Origin of the sequence: Pseudoalteromonas sp. S1612 (genome assembly GCF_005887175.1) — a bacterium.
In the GTDB taxonomy this organism is placed as follows: domain Bacteria; phylum Pseudomonadota; class Gammaproteobacteria; order Enterobacterales; family Alteromonadaceae; genus Pseudoalteromonas; species Pseudoalteromonas undina.
Genome location: NZ_PNDH01000050.1, coordinates 23,068 through 39,815, shown reverse-complemented (window position 1 = coordinate 39,815; position 16,748 = coordinate 23,068). Strand labels below are relative to the sequence as shown.

16 protein-coding genes and 1 tRNA gene are annotated in these 16,748 nt (G+C 39.4%); 4 read left to right on the top strand and 13 right to left on the bottom strand.

All coding sequences use genetic code 11. The features are described from left to right. Positions 1 to 16: 16 nt before the first annotated feature. The 5 genes from CWB78_RS15965 to CWB78_RS15945 form a co-directional block, all read right to left on the bottom strand. Positions 17 to 92 (bottom strand) — tRNA-Gly (locus tag CWB78_RS15965). 141 nt (positions 93 to 233) lie between these two features. After that, complete coding sequence (gene pgsA, locus CWB78_RS15960; protein WP_036933597.1) at positions 234 to 779, bottom strand: CDP-diacylglycerol--glycerol-3-phosphate 3-phosphatidyltransferase; 546 nt, start codon at positions 777 to 779, stop codon at positions 234 to 236. 42 nt (positions 780 to 821) lie between these two features. Further along, on the bottom strand, positions 822 to 2,645 hold the full coding sequence (gene uvrC / locus CWB78_RS15955) for an excinuclease ABC subunit UvrC (protein ID WP_138596436.1): 1,824 nt from the start codon (positions 2,643 to 2,645) through the stop codon (positions 822 to 824). 9 nt (positions 2,646 to 2,654) lie between these two features. Continuing rightward, entirely contained in the window at positions 2,655 to 3,305 is a 651-nt protein-coding gene (gene uvrY / locus CWB78_RS15950; RefSeq protein ID WP_010391483.1) for a UvrY/SirA/GacA family response regulator transcription factor, read from the bottom strand. 167 nt (positions 3,306 to 3,472) lie between these two features. Beyond that, positions 3,473 to 4,624, bottom strand: coding sequence for a dicarboxylate/amino acid:cation symporter (locus CWB78_RS15945; protein WP_138571035.1), 1,152 nt, complete (start codon positions 4,622 to 4,624; stop codon positions 3,473 to 3,475). Between the two features lie 377 nt (positions 4,625 to 5,001). On the opposite strand from CWB78_RS15945, the gene cysK reads away from it, so the two are divergent. Further along, positions 5,002 to 5,970, top strand: a complete 969-nt coding sequence (cysK, locus tag CWB78_RS15940) for a cysteine synthase A (RefSeq protein WP_055013393.1) — start codon at positions 5,002 to 5,004, stop codon at positions 5,968 to 5,970. 145 nt (positions 5,971 to 6,115) lie between these two features. Further along, positions 6,116 to 6,565: a hypothetical protein gene (locus tag CWB78_RS15935; RefSeq protein ID WP_010391478.1), complete on the top strand. Its 450-nt coding sequence runs from the start codon at positions 6,116 to 6,118 to the stop codon at positions 6,563 to 6,565. A gap of 76 nt (positions 6,566 to 6,641) precedes the next feature. Here the strand turns inward: CWB78_RS15935 and CWB78_RS15930 are convergent, their stop codons facing one another. The 8 genes from CWB78_RS15930 to CWB78_RS15895 all read right to left on the bottom strand — a co-directional run bounded on the left by CWB78_RS15930 (position 6,642) and on the right by CWB78_RS15895 (position 15,174). After that, positions 6,642 to 8,918, bottom strand: a complete 2,277-nt coding sequence (locus CWB78_RS15930) for an acyl-CoA dehydrogenase (RefSeq protein ID WP_138596434.1) — start codon at positions 8,916 to 8,918, stop codon at positions 6,642 to 6,644. Between the two features lie 226 nt (positions 8,919 to 9,144). Then, positions 9,145 to 9,933, bottom strand: coding sequence for a putative porin (locus tag CWB78_RS15925; RefSeq protein ID WP_010391475.1), 789 nt, complete (start codon positions 9,931 to 9,933; stop codon positions 9,145 to 9,147). A gap of 208 nt (positions 9,934 to 10,141) precedes the next feature. Then, a complete protein-coding gene (locus CWB78_RS15920) occupies positions 10,142 to 10,516 on the bottom strand; it encodes a PH domain-containing protein (protein ID WP_008111597.1) in 375 nt (124 codons plus the stop codon). Then, positions 10,516 to 11,424, bottom strand: a complete 909-nt coding sequence (locus CWB78_RS15915) for an ABC transporter ATP-binding protein (protein WP_138596432.1) — start codon at positions 11,422 to 11,424, stop codon at positions 10,516 to 10,518. The genes CWB78_RS15920 and CWB78_RS15915 overlap by 1 nt, the downstream gene beginning before the upstream one ends. Further along, positions 11,421 to 12,248: an ABC transporter permease subunit gene (locus CWB78_RS15910; RefSeq protein WP_010391471.1), complete on the bottom strand. Its 828-nt coding sequence runs from the start codon at positions 12,246 to 12,248 to the stop codon at positions 11,421 to 11,423. The genes CWB78_RS15915 and CWB78_RS15910 overlap by 4 nt, the downstream gene beginning before the upstream one ends. A gap of 143 nt (positions 12,249 to 12,391) precedes the next feature. After that, entirely contained in the window at positions 12,392 to 13,570 is a 1,179-nt protein-coding gene (locus CWB78_RS15905; RefSeq protein WP_138596430.1) for a cystathionine beta-lyase, read from the bottom strand. Positions 13,571 to 13,573: 3 nt separating this feature from the next. Continuing rightward, positions 13,574 to 14,500, bottom strand: a complete 927-nt coding sequence (gene nudC / locus CWB78_RS15900; protein WP_138596428.1) for an NAD(+) diphosphatase — start codon at positions 14,498 to 14,500, stop codon at positions 13,574 to 13,576. Between the two features lie 179 nt (positions 14,501 to 14,679). After that, positions 14,680 to 15,174 (bottom strand): LabA-like NYN domain-containing protein, encoded by a 495-nt coding sequence (locus CWB78_RS15895; RefSeq protein ID WP_138596426.1) that lies wholly within the window; start codon positions 15,172 to 15,174, stop codon positions 14,680 to 14,682. Positions 15,175 to 15,313: 139 nt separating this feature from the next. Here CWB78_RS15895 and CWB78_RS15890 point away from each other — a divergent pair, with 139 nt between their 5' ends. Together CWB78_RS15890 and CWB78_RS15885 are read left to right on the top strand one after the other, a co-directional pair. Then, positions 15,314 to 15,937, top strand: a complete 624-nt coding sequence (locus tag CWB78_RS15890) for a hypothetical protein (RefSeq protein ID WP_138596424.1) — start codon at positions 15,314 to 15,316, stop codon at positions 15,935 to 15,937. Beyond that, the gene (locus tag CWB78_RS15885; RefSeq protein ID WP_138596422.1) at positions 15,937 to 16,680 is read left to right on the top strand and encodes a DUF3307 domain-containing protein; all 744 of its coding nucleotides are present in this window, start codon (positions 15,937 to 15,939) and stop codon (positions 16,678 to 16,680) included. The genes CWB78_RS15890 and CWB78_RS15885 overlap by 1 nt, the downstream gene beginning before the upstream one ends. Positions 16,681 to 16,748: the final 68 nt, after the last annotated feature.

Genomic DNA, 16,748 nt, shown 5'->3' with positions numbered 1-16,748 from the left:
TAGCTTTAAGATAAACTGGAGCGGCACACGAGGCTCGAACTCGTGACCTCGACCTTGGCAAGGTCGCGCTCTACCAACTGAGCTAGTGCCGCTTTATGTTTATCTAGGGGGCTATGCCCTCTCAACACGGACGCATTCTACAGAGATTATTAAACGCGTCAACACAAAAAATGCTACTTTTGAACTGTTTGATTATTTTTTATCTAAAATGGTGCGTTATTAGACGTTTACAATCAATTTTTGGTCAATTCTCCCCATGCTGCAACTAAATATTGCACCATAGAACTAAGTGTTAAAAATGTGGCTATATAAAGCAAGCCATAACTTAAATACATCATCCAGCTATCGTACTGCCAAATTAAACCGATAATGGCTAACATTTGAGCTGCGGTTTTTAACTTACCCATATCGGATACAGCTACGTTACCGCGTTTCCCCTGTTCAGCCATCCATTCGCGTAGCGCCGATATAACAATTTCACGGCTAATAATAATAAGCGCGGGTATGGTCATATACAAAGATTGATAATGCTCAGATAATGCAACCAAGGCAGCACACACCATTACTTTATCAGCAACCGGATCTAAAAATGCACCAAAAGGCGTTGATTGCTCAAGTTTACGGGCTAAATAGCCATCAAGTATATCTGTGATCGAAGCCAGCCAAAAAATAAAGGCAGCAACAAAGAATGCCCATGAATAAGGCATATAAAATATCACCAAAAAAATGGGGATAAGAAAGAGTCTAAACGTTGTGAGTGTGTTTGGAATATTCCACATAACTACTTGGATATGTCTTTTTTTCTATATTCGCACATAGGGCTAGCCCTTGTCATGCAAATGGTTAAATATCTTCTCAGCCATGTCAGGACTGATCCCAGGAACTTTCTTTAGCTGTTCTATATTAGCAGCTTTTACACCTTGCATGCCCCCTAAATATTTTAATAATGTTTGTCGACGCTTTGAACCAACGCCATCTATTTCTTCTAGTAACGACTGAGTGCGTTGTTTTTGCCGCTTATTACGGTGCCCTGCAATTGCAAAACGATGGGATTCATCGCGTATATGCTGGATCAAATGAAGCGCTGGTGCATCAGAATCCATAGGAATTGTTTTACGCCCGCCATCTATAAGCAAGATTTCAAGACCCGGCTTACGGCTAGTGCCTTTTGCAACACCGACTAATAGCGGCATTTTTGTATGCGGCCAGTTTTCGAAGTATTGCTCTGCTCTACCTAATTGACCTTTACCACCATCGATAAAAATAACATCGGGAATTTTCTCCTCATCAACCAACTTGTTGTAACGTTTGTTTAGTGCAAACTCCATAGCGGCGTAATCATCACCACCGGTAATACCGGTCACGTTGTAACGACGATACTCTTTATTGTTAGGGCCTTGAGAATCAAATACAACACAACTGGCCACTGTGTTTTCACCCATGGTGTGACTGATATCAAAACATTCCATGCGATTAATATCATCAAGACGCAAAGTAGCCTTTAATTGCGCATAACGCTTGTTTATCGAGTCTTGAGTGCTTTGCTTAACCGTAATGCTATTTAATGCATTTTTATTCGCTAACTGTAAGTACTGTGCTCGCTCACCACGGGTTACCACTTTAAGCGATACCTTACGTTCACTAATTTGGGTCAAGGCTTCACCTAGTGCATCACTTTCTTCTATTTCAAATGGTAAAATGATTTCTTTAGCAATGCGCCCTGTCGCACCTGGCGCTAAATAATATTGACCTAAGAAAGAGGTTAAAATTTCTTGCTCTTGTGAGTCTTTAGGCACCTTTGGAAAATAAGTTTTACTACCCAGCACTTTATGATCGCGAATCATTAATAGATGAATCCCATTTAAACCGTTTAAATGGGCAAAGCCGACCACATCCATTTCCGCAAAATTGCCAGAGATAGATTGCTGCTCCTGCATTTTACGCAGCAACATAATTTGGTCGCGAACTTTAGCTGCAAGTTCAAAATTAAGCTGCTCACTGGCTTTTTCCATTTTAGCAATGAGATCGGCTATTACTTCATGAGATTTACCAGTTAAAAACTTGCGGACATAATCAACTTGCTGCGCGTATTCATCTTCAGAGACTTTATTTACACACGGCGCAGAGCAGCGTTTTAATTGATACTGTAAGCAAGGGCGACTACGCGCACGGTAGTAGGCATCTTCGCATTGACGTACCGGAAATATTTTTTGCATTAAGCGTAAGCTTTCTGAAACCGCCCCCGCGCTTGGAAACGGACCAAAATATTCACCTTTTACTTTTCTGCTACCACGATGAAAGGCTAAGCGAGGATGCTTATGATTAGTGAGCAGTATGTAAGGGTACGACTTATCATCACGTAACAGAATATTATAACGTGGCTGATATTTTTTAATGAGGTTGTTTTCGAGCAGTAAAGCTTCTGTCTCTGTATTAGTAAGCGTGACTTCAATATTACAAATATTACTTACTAAAACACGGGTTTTACTATCGGTTATATTACTACGAAAGTAACTACTTACCCGCTTTTTTAAACTTTTAGCTTTACCGACATAGATAACTTGGTTGTCATTATCGAGCATGCGATAAACGCCAGGCTCACTCGATAATGTTTTTAAAAACTGGACATGATCAAATTCAGACATATATACCGACTAGTAAGAGATATCTATATCAATCATTTTGTAACGTATGGCTAAATGAGTAAGCTCTACATCGCCTCCTACGTTAAGCTTTTCAAACATGCGATAGCGATAACTGTTTACTGTTTTAGAACTTAAATTTAAGCGATCAGCAATATCCTGTGCTTTTTCACCTTTGGTGATCATCAGCATAATTTGTAGTTCACGCTCGGATAGGCTTTGAAATGGGTTTTCATCGGTACGCCCGGTTACCTGCGCAAGTGCAATCTGTTGCGCTATTTCTGGAGCAATATAGCGTTGTCCTGCATGCACACAGCGTATAGCGCGAACCATTTCATCAGATCCAGCACCTTTGGTTAAAAAGCCATGAGCACCAATTTGCATGACCTTACTTGGAAATGGGTCTTCGCAATTAACAGTAAGCACAATAATTTTTACATCAGGGCAGTAACGGCAAATCTTTTTAGTTGCCTCAAGCCCGCCCATACCAGGCATGTTCATATCCATTAACACTATATTTGGCGCATGCTGACGACAAAACTGCACAGCCTCTTCGCCTGTTTTAGCTTCACCTATTACTTTAAAACCACGTATATCATCAAGAATACGTCTGATCCCTGTGCGCACAAGTTCATGGTCATCAACTAAAAGTACGTTAATCAATGGAACACCCTCACTAGCCTAATAAGATGCAAGTTAACAAAATTAATTTTCAACATTAGCATAGATACTACGAAACCATAACTAATATTATGCTTTCGTAATCGGTCTTTATGACCGATATGATTAAAAGCGCATTTACCTATAGCAGGTAAATACGCCCCAATGATTTATGCTGACGCTTTTTCACTAAAACGGTCTACCCATAAAGCAATTATACCATCGCCAGTTACATTACACGCAGTGCCGAAGCTATCTTGCGCTAGGTAAAGTGCAATCATTAGTGCCACCGCACCTTCGTTGAAACCAAGCATGCTAGTTAATAAACCTAACGCCGACATTACTGCACCACCTGGGGCGCCTGGCGCTGCAATCATCACAACACCTAACATCATAATGAATGGCAACATAGCCATTAATGAAGGTACTTCCATGCTAGGCGATAAAAACATCACAGCCATAGCACAGGTAACTATTGTAATTGTTGAACCTGATAGATGAATAGTGGCGCATAATGGCACTGTAAAGTTAGCTACATCCTCTTTAACGTTATTTGCTTTACTTGATTGCAAAGATACTGGAATGGTTGCCGCACTCGACATAGTTCCTAATGCAGTAAAGTACGCAGGTAACATATTTTTAATTAGCTCAATAGGATTACGCTTAAGTAATAGGCCTGAGGTAATGTATAAAACACTCAACCATAACCAATGCATCACTAATGCAGCAACAAGTACTACACCAAATGCTTGTAATGTATCAACAACGGTGCCTGCTACGGTCATTTCAGCAAATACACCCGCAATGTAAAACGGTAATGCCGGAATAATTACTTTTGAAAGTAAACCATCAATAATATCACGCCCCTGATCCGACACAGTTTTTAATGTGTCTAAGCCAAGCTGGCTCATACCAATACCAAATACAAATGCTGTAACTAAAGCAGTCATTACACCCATTAATGGTGGAATTTCTAAGTCAATAAAGCTTCCTACTTCGGTCACTGCTTCAGCTTCAAATGAAATACCGCCGCTTAAAAACGGAATAACCGCTGTTACTAATAAAAACGCCAAGGTACCAGCTATAATTGTTGAGCCATACGCAAAACCCACCGTTTTTCCCAGTAGATGCCCTGATCCTTTAGGAAGCCCGGCAATCCCAGAGGCAATAAAAAATAAAATAATCAGTGGAATTGTAAAACTAATAAGCTGGCCGATAAGCTCTTTTACTGTGTATAAAAGCTCAACGCCAGTTAAGGGAATGTAGAGCCCGACTAAGATACCGGCCACAATACCGGCAATTAATTTTAAGATTAACTTCATGGTGATTACTTTATTGAATTTAGATAATGTGTTTTTACCATGTTTTGAATAGTTTGTGTCAATAAACTGTTCAACCGCAGTTCATTTGCACAATTAACCAACAAAATATAAGTGTGATGTGTTGATTTGTTTAAATAACGACTACATAAAGAAAAGATAAAGTACAAAGTTAAAAACGAACAAATGATTTCAAGTTCGCCTTTTTAATAACTAAAAAATTAACAGATTGAGTTTTTAGTTCAATCCGTTATAAGCGTAATTAATATATGTTATAGCCAAAGCTTACTTTAACTTTTTTTATCTCACAGTAAAGTAGGCTTATAAAGTTAACAGAATAGCTGTTAACGTGTTGATCAGATTGTACCTAAAGGAACATTATGTCTACTATTTTTGAAGATAACTCACTAAGCATCGGTAACACACCGTTGGTAAAACTTAACCGTGTTACAGGTGGGAATGTATACGCTAAAGTTGAATCACGTAATCCTAGCTTTAGTATAAAATGCCGTATTGGTGCATCAATGATTTGGGAAGCTGAAAAATCAGGTCAACTAACCAAAGACAAAGAACTTATAGAGCCAACATCAGGCAATACGGGTATTGCATTGGCATTTGTAGCGGCTTCTCGCGGTTACAAACTAACGCTTACAATGCCAAACACCATGAGCTTAGAACGTCGTAAACTATTAAAGGCACTCGGTGCTAACCTAGTGCTCACAGATGGCGCTAAGGGTATGAATGGCGCTATTGCTAAAGCCAAAGAAATTCAAGCAGCAGATCCAGATAAGTTTATTTTGCTACAACAGTTCGAAAACCCGGCAAACCCAAAAATTCACTTTGAAACAACGGGTCCGGAAATCTTTAATGCACTCGATGGCAAAATCGATTTCTTTGTTGCAGGTGTTGGTACAGGCGGTACGATTACAGGCGTTAGTCGTTATCTTAAAAAAGAAAAAGGCCTTAATGTAAAATCAATAGCTGTAGAGCCAAGCCACTCTCCGGTAATTAGCCAAACACTTGCCGGTGAAGAGGTAAAACCAGGGCCACATAAAATACAGGGGATTGGTGCAGGCTTTATTCCAGGGAACTTAGACCTATCAATAATTGATGGTGTAGAGCAAGTGTCTAATGAAGAATGTATCGCAATGTGTCATGAACTAATGAAAAAAGAAGGGATCTTAGTCGGTATTTCATCGGGTGCAGCCGTGGTTGCAGCAAAACGTATTGCTGAGCGTCCTGAAAATGCAGATAAAAGCATTGTGGTTATTTTACCAAGCGCAACAGAGCGTTACTTATCAAGCCCCATGTTTGATGAAGAGTTTTCCGAGCAAGAGCTTGTTCAGTAATCGAACAACACTATTAAAAAAGGATGTTTTTTAACATCCTTTTTTATTGCTTTTTTAATAAGTTAACACCTATTTAGTCCTATCCTCTTTACATCTCCTCCATTCCATCACACACTTTGTGTATGAGTAATCAACCTGACCAAATATGAAAACAATTTTAACTTCTTTTGTGCTCATTTTTAGTATTTTGATCGTTGGCTGTAATGACAATACTAAACCTAAAGAACAGTACATTGACAATGACCGTCCAGGCGATACCGCCACAGTGTATTTTGATGCGCTTTATAATCAGCATAACTTGCAAAAAGCCAGTAATTTCGCAACACCTAAGCTAGCTCGCATAATGAAATCTTACGGTACAGCAAAACAATTTGCCCGTAGTCTTATTAATTTACAATTCGATGAAGTGGTAATTGAAATTGATATGTCAAATTCAAGCCTGCGAGAACAGTACGGTAATCACGCTAAGATAAATATTGTATTTACTGGTTATTTTAATGGAAAAAAAATTGATGACTTTCGCAGTATCGAAATGCTAAAAATAAAAGGTAAATGGTACGTAGATAAAATCATCGCCGATCCTTACGGGCGCTGATCAACGTTCAATCTAAAAATATATAAAAAAGCCTTAAACTATAAGTTTAAGGCTTTTTTAGTGCTTGAGTACAATGTTAGAAATCTTCAGGTTTAAAATTATCTACCGCAATAGCCTGCATTCGTAATTTATTAGCATGATGCATAGCTTCAGCATCTAATTTAGTAAGTAACTCATGTTCAAGAGCGTACTCAATAGCTTGTTCAATATCAAAAGTTGCAGGTACCTTACCTTTTCGTTGCCACTGCTTTAAATGTTTAAATTGATTTTGCATGTCGTGCATCGCTAAAAAAGCATTTTCCATCACCCCAGTGCCTGCCTTCTCATCGATGTAGCACAAATGAGTAAGCCTGTTTCGAAACACGCCTGGTTGAGTCATGTGTTCACAAATACTTTGTGAAGTGGTATCACTTGGTTTGTGATAATGATTACCTAACGGAAACACAATGCGTTTAAGGGCAAAGTTAACCATCGGGTTAGAGAAATTTTTAAAGAAACCGTCAAATGCTTGACCTATTTCATATAATGACGTCTCTATTGCATACTTAACAAAAGGTAAATCAGCTTGTTGACGCCCTTCATCTTCAAAACGTTTTAACACGGTAGAAGCAATATACAAATGACTTAATACATCGCCTAAACGTGCCGATATCATTTCTTTGCGTTTAAGTTCACCACCTAACAGCAACATTGCAACATCTGTTGTAAACGCAAGTCCTCGGCTCATTCTCCCTAATTGTTTATAGTAGGCCGCGGTTTCTCCGCACACAGGCGCTTTGGCAAAGTGGCTGCGAGTTAAACCATGCACTAAAGCCATGCTTGCATTGCTAATAGCAAACACTATGTGGTTCATCAATAGACCATCAAATTGCTCTAATGCCGCGTCATCATCTTCCATTGAAGCCGCTTCCATTTCTTTTAATACAAACGGATGACAACGAGTAGCGCCTTGGCCAAATATCATTAAATTACGAGTTAAAATATTAGCGCCCTCAACCGTAATCGAAACCGGAATACCCATATAGCCATGTGCTAAATAGTTATTAGGCCCAACCTGAATCCCTTTACCTGCATGAATGTCCATCGCATCATTCATTACTGTTCGACCCATTTCGGTCATATGGTATTTTGCAATAGCTGTTACTACTGATGGACTTAGTTTTAAATCAATAGCACCAGCTGTCATTAATCTGCACGATTCCAGCGCATAAGTTAGGCCACCAATACGTGCTAACCCTTCTTGAACCCCTTCAAATTGACCAATTGACACACCAAACTGTTGTCGAACAACAGAATAAGCCGAAGTCATTTTAGCCGCTAAATGCCCTGTTGCAGTGCTTAGTGCCGGTAACGAAATACCACGCCCTGCACTTAAACATTCAACTAGCATGCGCCAACCTCGTCCTGCCCCTTGCTGACCACCTATAATCCAATCAAGCGGAATAAATACATCTTTACCGTACGTTGTGCCATTCATAAACGCCATATTTAGGGGGTAATGCCGCTCGCCGGTTTTAACACCTGGGTGATCGGTTGGAATGAGTGCACACGTAATGCCAAGCTCTTTTTCATCGCCTAACAACCCATCTGGATCGTACATTTTAAATGCAAGCCCTAACACAGTCGCAACTGGCGCAAGTGTGATGTAGCGTTTTGACCAATTTAAACGCAGCCCCAACACTTCCTTACCATCATGCTCGCCTTTGCACACCACACCAGAATCAGGAATACTGCCAGCATCTGAGCCAGCCTCAGGGCCCGTTAATGCAAAACAAGGCACATCGTCGCCTTTTGCAAGGCTAGGTAGCCAGCGCTCTTGTTGCTCAGTTGTTCCGTAGTGCAGTAATAACTCACCAGGACCTAAGCTATTGGGTACCATGACCGTCACGGCGGCTGTTAAGCTTTTAGTCGCAATTTTTGACACTATGGTGGAATTAGCAATAGCAGAGAATTCAAGACCCCCAAATTTTTCTGGGATGATCATTGCAAAAAAACCTTCGGTTTTTAAAAAGTCCCAAACCTCTTTAGGTAAATCTTTGTCTTTTTGTACAATTTTATAGTCATCAAGCATGGCTAATAAAGTTTCAACTTGATTATCTATAAATGCAGTTTCTTTTTCACTTAACTGTGGACGCGGATAGTTGTGTAATTTTTGCCAATCAGGATCACCACTAAATAGCTCGCCATCCCACCAAACATCGCCTGCTTCCATGGCTTCTCGCTCTGTTTGCGATAATGGCGGTAATACTTTTTTAAACATTTTAAAAGTGGGTCGAGTAATTAAATTAAGGCGGATATCTTTAATTGCAAACACCACGATCACCACAACCAGCAATATAATAAATACTGACATAAACACATTCCTTTACAGTTATAAAAACATTGATTTAATTATGACCGATCTTAATTTAAATACAATGGGCTGTCAGAGGAGTGCCACTAAATGATGAGCCGATTCTATTGTAATTAAAATATAATGATAAAGTAGAGTTACGCATTTATTACACACAGCAAAAAGCCCACAAAGTGTGGGCTTTTTACTACTTAACTGGTTTTAATTTATGCGATTAAACCCTTAATTAAAACTGAAAACGCATGTTAGCAAAGTAAGCATCGTTATCTGAGTCATCTGCGTTGTTGCCGTAACCCACTTTTAAACCAATGTTTTTATTGATGAAGTGTTGAGCACCAAAGCTGTAGTTGTCTTCTTTATCGTAAGATGCAAATACAGAAGTCGCTTTAGAGAAGTAGTAGTTTGTTTCTACGTTCCATTGGTCATCTGCTTCGTCAAGGCTTACAAATGTACCTTCTACTGTTAAGTAGTTACCTTGTTGTAAATCAACAAAGTATTTAGCAGCTACTGAACGAGAATCAAAATCATCATCTGATTCTACAGTGATACCTACATAATCTGTATCGTTTAGCATGTGGTTGTATGCTAAAGAAAAGAATGTAACGTTATCACCATCTTTTTGATCAACAAATCTTACTTTTGCAAGTAAATCTGGGTTAAAGAAATAACCAGCAGAAAGTGTGTATGACTCGTTGTTAGAGTTGTAATCAGCATTTTGGTAAGACGCACCAACAACAAAATCTTCAACGAAGTATTCACCGCCAATAGCAGTCACATCGCCAAAATCGTCATCAGCGTAGCCACCAAATACGTTGCTTTGCTTATTGATGTATTCGAATTGATCGTATGGACCTAGTGTGCTCTTTGGAGAGAAGTAGTAAGTAGAGTCCACGCTGATAGTATCGTTGTTATCAGTATCTGTGTAGTTTAAGTTACTGATTGATTGATAGCTATCTGCAGCGTGTGCAGCACTTGATAATAAAAGACCTGAAATAATAATTGCTAACTTTTTCATAATGAAACATCCCTATGTACATTGTTTTTGTACTTTAACTACATTGCTAAAGTGGGGGTATGCTAACGCCGCGAAACTGAACGAAAACTGAATCAAGCAATTGTATTTGTTAGGGAATTTGTAAGAAAGTGTTGGAGTAATTTATGTTAAAGTAATCGCAACAAGCTGTAAACAATTACTTTAATTTTACACCGATTTTTGTTTGTTTCTATAATGAATACTGGCTAATTATCCTATAAACATCATTTATGTTATCACCAGCTTTAAAGTCTTTGCTGATAGGGTTTGGATCAGATCCAACCCAAATTTTCAGTTCTGCATCTAAATCAAAGTGCCCCGCACTTTCTTTGCTGAACTTAGTTATCTTAGAGTAAGCAATACTGATCATTTCCATTTTAGAACCAGTCACACCTTGTTTATCTAATAAAATTAGTCGCTTATTAGTAAAGATAAACATATCACGAACTACTTTATACGCCTTTTCAACTCGCTCACCTTCAATAAGCGTATTAGCCAATACTTTTTCTAAATCGGCATCATCCACTTCACTGGCGTTACCCATTAAACCACTAAATAATCCCATTACAGTTTCTCCTGTTTAAATATTTGATTTTCTAGAGTATGACCATTTACTAACTGCCTATACTGCCAATTATGTTGGTGGCAAAATTGCAATAGCGCGATGTCAAGTGAATCGCTAGTTGGTTGATACTCAATCACATACTCTTTATGTTGGCTCATATAAACACGACTCACACCCTCAATTGCTTGCAGTTGTTGCTCCACATTTTGATACGCTTCACTTAGCATTAAGGTATAAAAGTGCTTATCAGTATTCGCCGCTTTAGTTTGATGCTCGCTTAATATGCCTTTATCTAAATGTAGTACTTGGGAGCAAAGTCGTTCTAGTTCAGTTAAATCATGAGAGCTTAAAATAAACGTCGCTTGAGACGATAGCTCAGACACCAGCTCTCTGACCTCTCTGGCATGAATCGGATCAAGCCCTGCGGTGGCTTCATCTAACATTACAATTTGCGGTGAACCAATTAATGCTTGTGCTATGGTTACACGCTTGCGCATACCGTGAGATAAGTCCCCTGCGCGGTTTTTTGCAACCTCGCTAAGACCCACTAAATCTAATACTCGAAGTGCCTCTATTTGGCTTTGCTTGGTGCCCATACCTTGTAGCTTGGCATAAAAGCTAAGTTGTTTATCTATATTAAAACGCGGATCTAGCTGTGCATCTTGTGGTAACGCACTCACTTTATTAAATAAAGCCGCGCTACCTGGTTTATGGCCGAGTATTTCAAGCTCACCCATGCTAGGTGCGATATAGCCACACAACAAACTAAATAAAGTGGTTTTCCCTGCGCCATTAGGGCCAACTAATGCAACTGGCGCGCCTTTTTGAATCTCAAAATTCACATTATCAAGAGCCAGTTTTGAGCCGTATGATTTACTTAAATTACGCCCTGTTATTAATGATTTCATAATGAGCTCCTTGCAAAAATACGTTGAGCAACTGCAAGTAACACCGCTGTTTGCACAAGTGGAATAGCTAATGCGCTCAATAACGGTAAGTTTTGTCCAGCTAATAACTCTATTTGCACACCAGGGAATAAATAATCAAGCACACTTAATGCGGGTATTTGCCACTCCAGTAATCCAACAATAATGCCGCCGGCTGTGAAATATAAAATAGCTAATACAATAGATAAGCGAGATGAGCTCGCAAAAGTATTAATTAAGCTCATTAAGGCTACAAACGGCGTAAAAGTAACAATGAGTATTAAAAATATTGAAACAGCACGACCAAGGCCACCAGCAAGTAAGCTCGGCTCGCGAAACCCGAGCACCGCCAATGTCGCTATAAGCGTGATACCAACTAAACAGGTTAGTACCGCTAACTGCCCTAAAAATCGACCAAAGAGTATTTCAAAGCGAGTTGAGCGTAATGATAAAAACCTTAGCGTACCGCGCTCTCTATCACCCACAGTTTGATCACTACAAATAAATAAGCTAAAAACAGGAAAACTATACAAAGCAATAAGCCAATACATAGCAAATTCGGCTTCAGGCCAATCAAGTAACTTACTTAATCCAATAGAGCCGGAAATATCACGGGCTATTTGTTCAAAATCTGGCGAGCTGATTATGCCTACAGCTTGACCTATGGGGTAACGTAAAATAACAAGCCACACTAGCGCAAAAGCCGCCAGTGCAATAAGTCCTCGTTTAGTTAAAAACATACGTACCAGCTCAAAACCCGCGATTTGGGTTAAGCGCCCTACGTTAACTGGTGATGGTGTTGCCATTGACTATCCTTAATGACGTTGTTCATACTTTAAAATAAGCGTTATTTAACAACACTAAGTGTAAACACGTTGAATTGCTAGCAAAAAAAAGCCTACTCAGAGGTAGGCTTTGTAACAAATAATGTAATTTAACCAATTAGTAATTATAAATGTTGCTCATAAATAGCTAATGCTTGCTGTAAGTCGGCAATTAAATCTTCAACATCTTCCAAACCAATGTGCAAACGAATAACAGGTCCATGCTCCCATCCTGTTTGCGAGCGCAGCCCTTTCATTGATAGGTTTGCCGTTACTAAGCTCTCAAAGCCCCCCCACGAAAAGCCCATTTTGAAATGTTGTAAGCTATCTAAAAAAGCATCTATGGCGTGTTGATTACCCGCTTTCATTACAAACGAAAATAAACCATTACTGCCGTCAAAATCGCGTTTGAAAAATTCATGGCCTGGGCATGTTGTAAACGCAGGATGGCGAATATGATCAACCAACGCATGTTGCTCAAGCCATTTTGCTACTTCTAGCGCGGCTTTTTCATGCTGATTTAATCGCACTGCCATGGTACGCAAGCCTCGTAGTGCTAAATACGCATCATCTGCACTGGTGCATTGCCCGAGTAAATAAGAGTGTTCACGAAGTGTTGGCCAATACTTTTTGTTAGCTACAGCAACCCCCATCATCACATCAGAGTGGCCAACAATATATTTGGTGGCGGCTTGAATACTAATATCAACACCATGTTCAAGCGGACGATAATGCAAGCCATTGCCATAAGTGTTATCAAGCACTGTCATTACATTATGATCGTTTGCCACTTTTACCATGGCGGGAACGTCTTGAACTTCCATGGTAATTGAACCCGGAGACTCTAAAAACAACATTTTGGTATTGTCTTGAATGTACTCTTCTATGTCTGCGCCAATCATTGGCGGATAATAGGTCGTACTAATACCCAACCCAGCTAATATCTTGTCGCAAAAATCACGAGTTGGCTCGTAAACAGTGTCCACTATTAAAATATGATCACCGGACTTTAAAAATGATAACAGCGTTTGGCTTATCGCTGCCGCGCCACATGAGTATAACGCACAGCCCTCACCGCCTTCGAGTTCGGTAATTGCCTCTTGCAGAGCAAAATGAGTGGTCGTCCCTCTGCGGCCATAAAACAAGGTTTTGTCGCCACGTGTTTTAGCCGCTTCTTTAAGCTCACTCACAGAATCAAACACAATCGTTGAAGCGCGCTGTATCACTGGATTAACTACGCCATGGGTGTACGCTTTTTTGCGCCCTGATGACACTAATTGGGTATTTTTATTTTTGCTCGACATGATTCATCCTTCTATCTGAGTACGCCAATATTCAATTAAATAACGCGAAATCGAATCAGCTCTAGGTAGCTTTAAATGCTCCCCCTCGTGTTGCCAATCTTTAAATTGCGCAAGTTCTTGGCGAGAAAACCATCGTGCATCTTCAAGTTCATCTTGCTCTGTGCTTATTTCATCACTGCTTGCTGTGGCAATAAAACCAAGCATGATTGATGAAGGAAACGGCCAAGGTTGAGAAGCAATATACTCTGCTTTCTCCACGGTAATACCCGCTTCCTCTTTTACTTCTCGGATCACGGTTTGTTCAAGGGTTTCACCTGGATCGACAAACCCGGCAAGTGAGGAATACAGACCTTTAGGCCAAGTTGCTTGGCGACCCAATAAGCAGCGTTCAATCCCATCAGAAAATGTTTTAGTTACTACCATAATAACGGCTGGATCGGTACGCGGAAAAGTTTGGTGCATACAGGCTGCGTTGTCGCATAAACGTGAATGCCCCCCTTCAACTAAGTGATTTTTGGTACCACAGCGACCACAAAAACTATGAGTGGCATGCCAGTAACACAACCCACGAGCAAACGCTGCATTTGAGCCATCTTCAAGTGCTACTTGAGTACCATATTGACGAATATCTGCAAACTGGGCATCACCAACAATCGTTGCTAATAACGACTCTTCGAGTTCAGTTACGTCTAGCGCAAATACGGCATTATCCTGTTTATTTGATCCTAAAAGAATAGCCTGCGTTAAATCTAAATGTGCCACTTGTTGGTAAGCTAAATACACCACCTCAGGGCTACTGTTAGCAAATAAGGTGTGATTGCCTTTAACTAAAAGCCATAAACTGTCTGCTGTTTTTTTTGCGTCTACCCAAGTAGGGTCTTTGCGCGCATTTGAGCCTCTGTCTAATGGCATATTACTGTAGTTAAGCATGTAATTCCTTGATACTAATTGAATCTTAAAATTACCATACTCATCCACTAAACCCAATTTATTATCGCCATAAAAAAAGCCTAAATTAGGCTTAATTAATCTATGCACCCGTTGTATTAAATACTCTCATGATCAACGCAAACATTCTGCTCAAAAATAAATCAAAAATACAATACTTTTTAAAGTAGTAGCTGTTTGTCAATTAAATGAAATTGCTCGGCACTTTGCTTAAGTACCTCTGCGGTTAATTTTTCAGCACCGTATACATCACACGGAACATTATATTGATTTTTTAAATGCCCAAGTAATAATGCAAAGTCACCGTCACCCGAGAGTAAAATAACTTTATCAAGCTGCTTTCCCTGCTCTAGCATATCTATAGTTATACCCACATCCCAATCGCCTTTGGCACTGCCGTCACGGCGTTGAATAAAGGGTTTTAGTTTTACTTCAAAGCCAATAGCGCGCAAAATATTTTGAAACTGATTTTGCTTTTCATCACCTCGGTATATTGCATAGGCGAACGCACATTCTATATCGTATTGTTGCTCCATCATTCGCCAAAAGGCATTGTAATCAAAGTTTTTACCGTAGCTTTCGCGACAGGTGTAATAAATATTTTGTACATCGACAAAAATACCTACACGAGGTTTACTGCTTTGTTGTGAGGTCATTCTTATGTCCCAATGAGTAATACTTGCAATTGCGTGTTAAGTAACCTAAATTAGTTACCAAACCCAATGTAATCAAATACGGTTACATTTAACAATGTAACCAAATTTAGTTACATATAAATAATCTATTTGGATTTTTATGATTGGTGTGATCAGCGGCGATGTTATTAAATCGCAAAAAATACCTAAACAACAATACGATGCCATGCTTTACCAGCTAGAGCAAAGTTTACGTGCAAATTGCAATAAAACAACATCTTGGGATATTTACCGTGGGGATGCATTTCAACTGCAACTCGATAAAAGTGAACAGTTAGTTACCACCGCTATTCTTATTTATCTACAGTTAAAATCTGCCGGCTATGAATTGCGCCAAAGCATGGCGTTGGGGCACATAGATAACCCTAGTACGAGTATAAAAACTGCTACAGGCTCTGCGTTTACTCTCTCTGGTCATGAGCTAGATAAAATGACAAACCAGCGTTTTACATTTGCTATTGCAGATCAATCGGTTGATGAGAGCTTTAAGCTAAACCTAGCGTTTGTCGATGTATTACTGTGTAAAATAACCCAAAAACAAGCAAATGCTTTGTATGTATATTTAACCCATGCTAATAACAACCATGCAGCTTTAGCTAAAGAGCTCAACACCAGCCGCGAAAACGTTACTAAGCTGCTTAATCTTGCTAACTATCAGCTGATAGAACGATTTATTTTACATGCACAACAACAGCTTAAAAGCATACAGCAAGGACATGACTAATGGAATTTTCACTATTACTCGTCGCACTGATTATTGGCCACTTACTCGCTGATTTTTATTGGCAACCCATGAGCTGGGTAAACGACAGAAACACCCGTCATTTTAAAGCAAAAAAACTTTACTACCATGTATTGGTTCACGGAATTACCAGTGCAGTCGTTGTGGCACTTTGGGAATATAGTTTTGGCTGGCAACAACTAAGCAGCGTATTACTGGCGACCGGCATTATTATGATCAGTCACTACTTTATTGATATTGCTAAATCGTATTCAAATAAAGGCGTAGTGCCTTTTTTATTAGACCAAATTGCACATATCACTGTCATTATTGCGATAAGTATTTGGCTCACTGACAATCAGCAATTTGCTGACAATGTGATGGCGTTATTGTGCAACGATAAAGTGCTGTGGGTTATAGCTGGTTACTTTATTATTTTAAGTCCCAGTGCGGTATTTATAAGAATGATGTTAGAGCGTTTAACTAATCACTTTTCTAGTGATGGTAGCCTCCCCTTAGCAGGACAAAGTATTGGTATGCTTGAAAGAGTACTTATGCTGACATTTATTTTATTAGATCAGTTTGCAGGGCTTGGGTTTTTAATTGCCGCCAAATCCGTGTTTAGATTTGGCGACTTAAGTGCCAGCAAAGATAAACAACTCACTGAATATGTGATGCTAGGAACGTTATTGAGCGTCAGTGTTACTTTATTTGTAGGATTAGCAGTTAATTATTTAATCGGTTAGTAAAGCTTTAAAATAGGCATTAAAAAACGCGCTACCAGTAAAAGTAAGCGCGTTTTTTATTAAAGCGA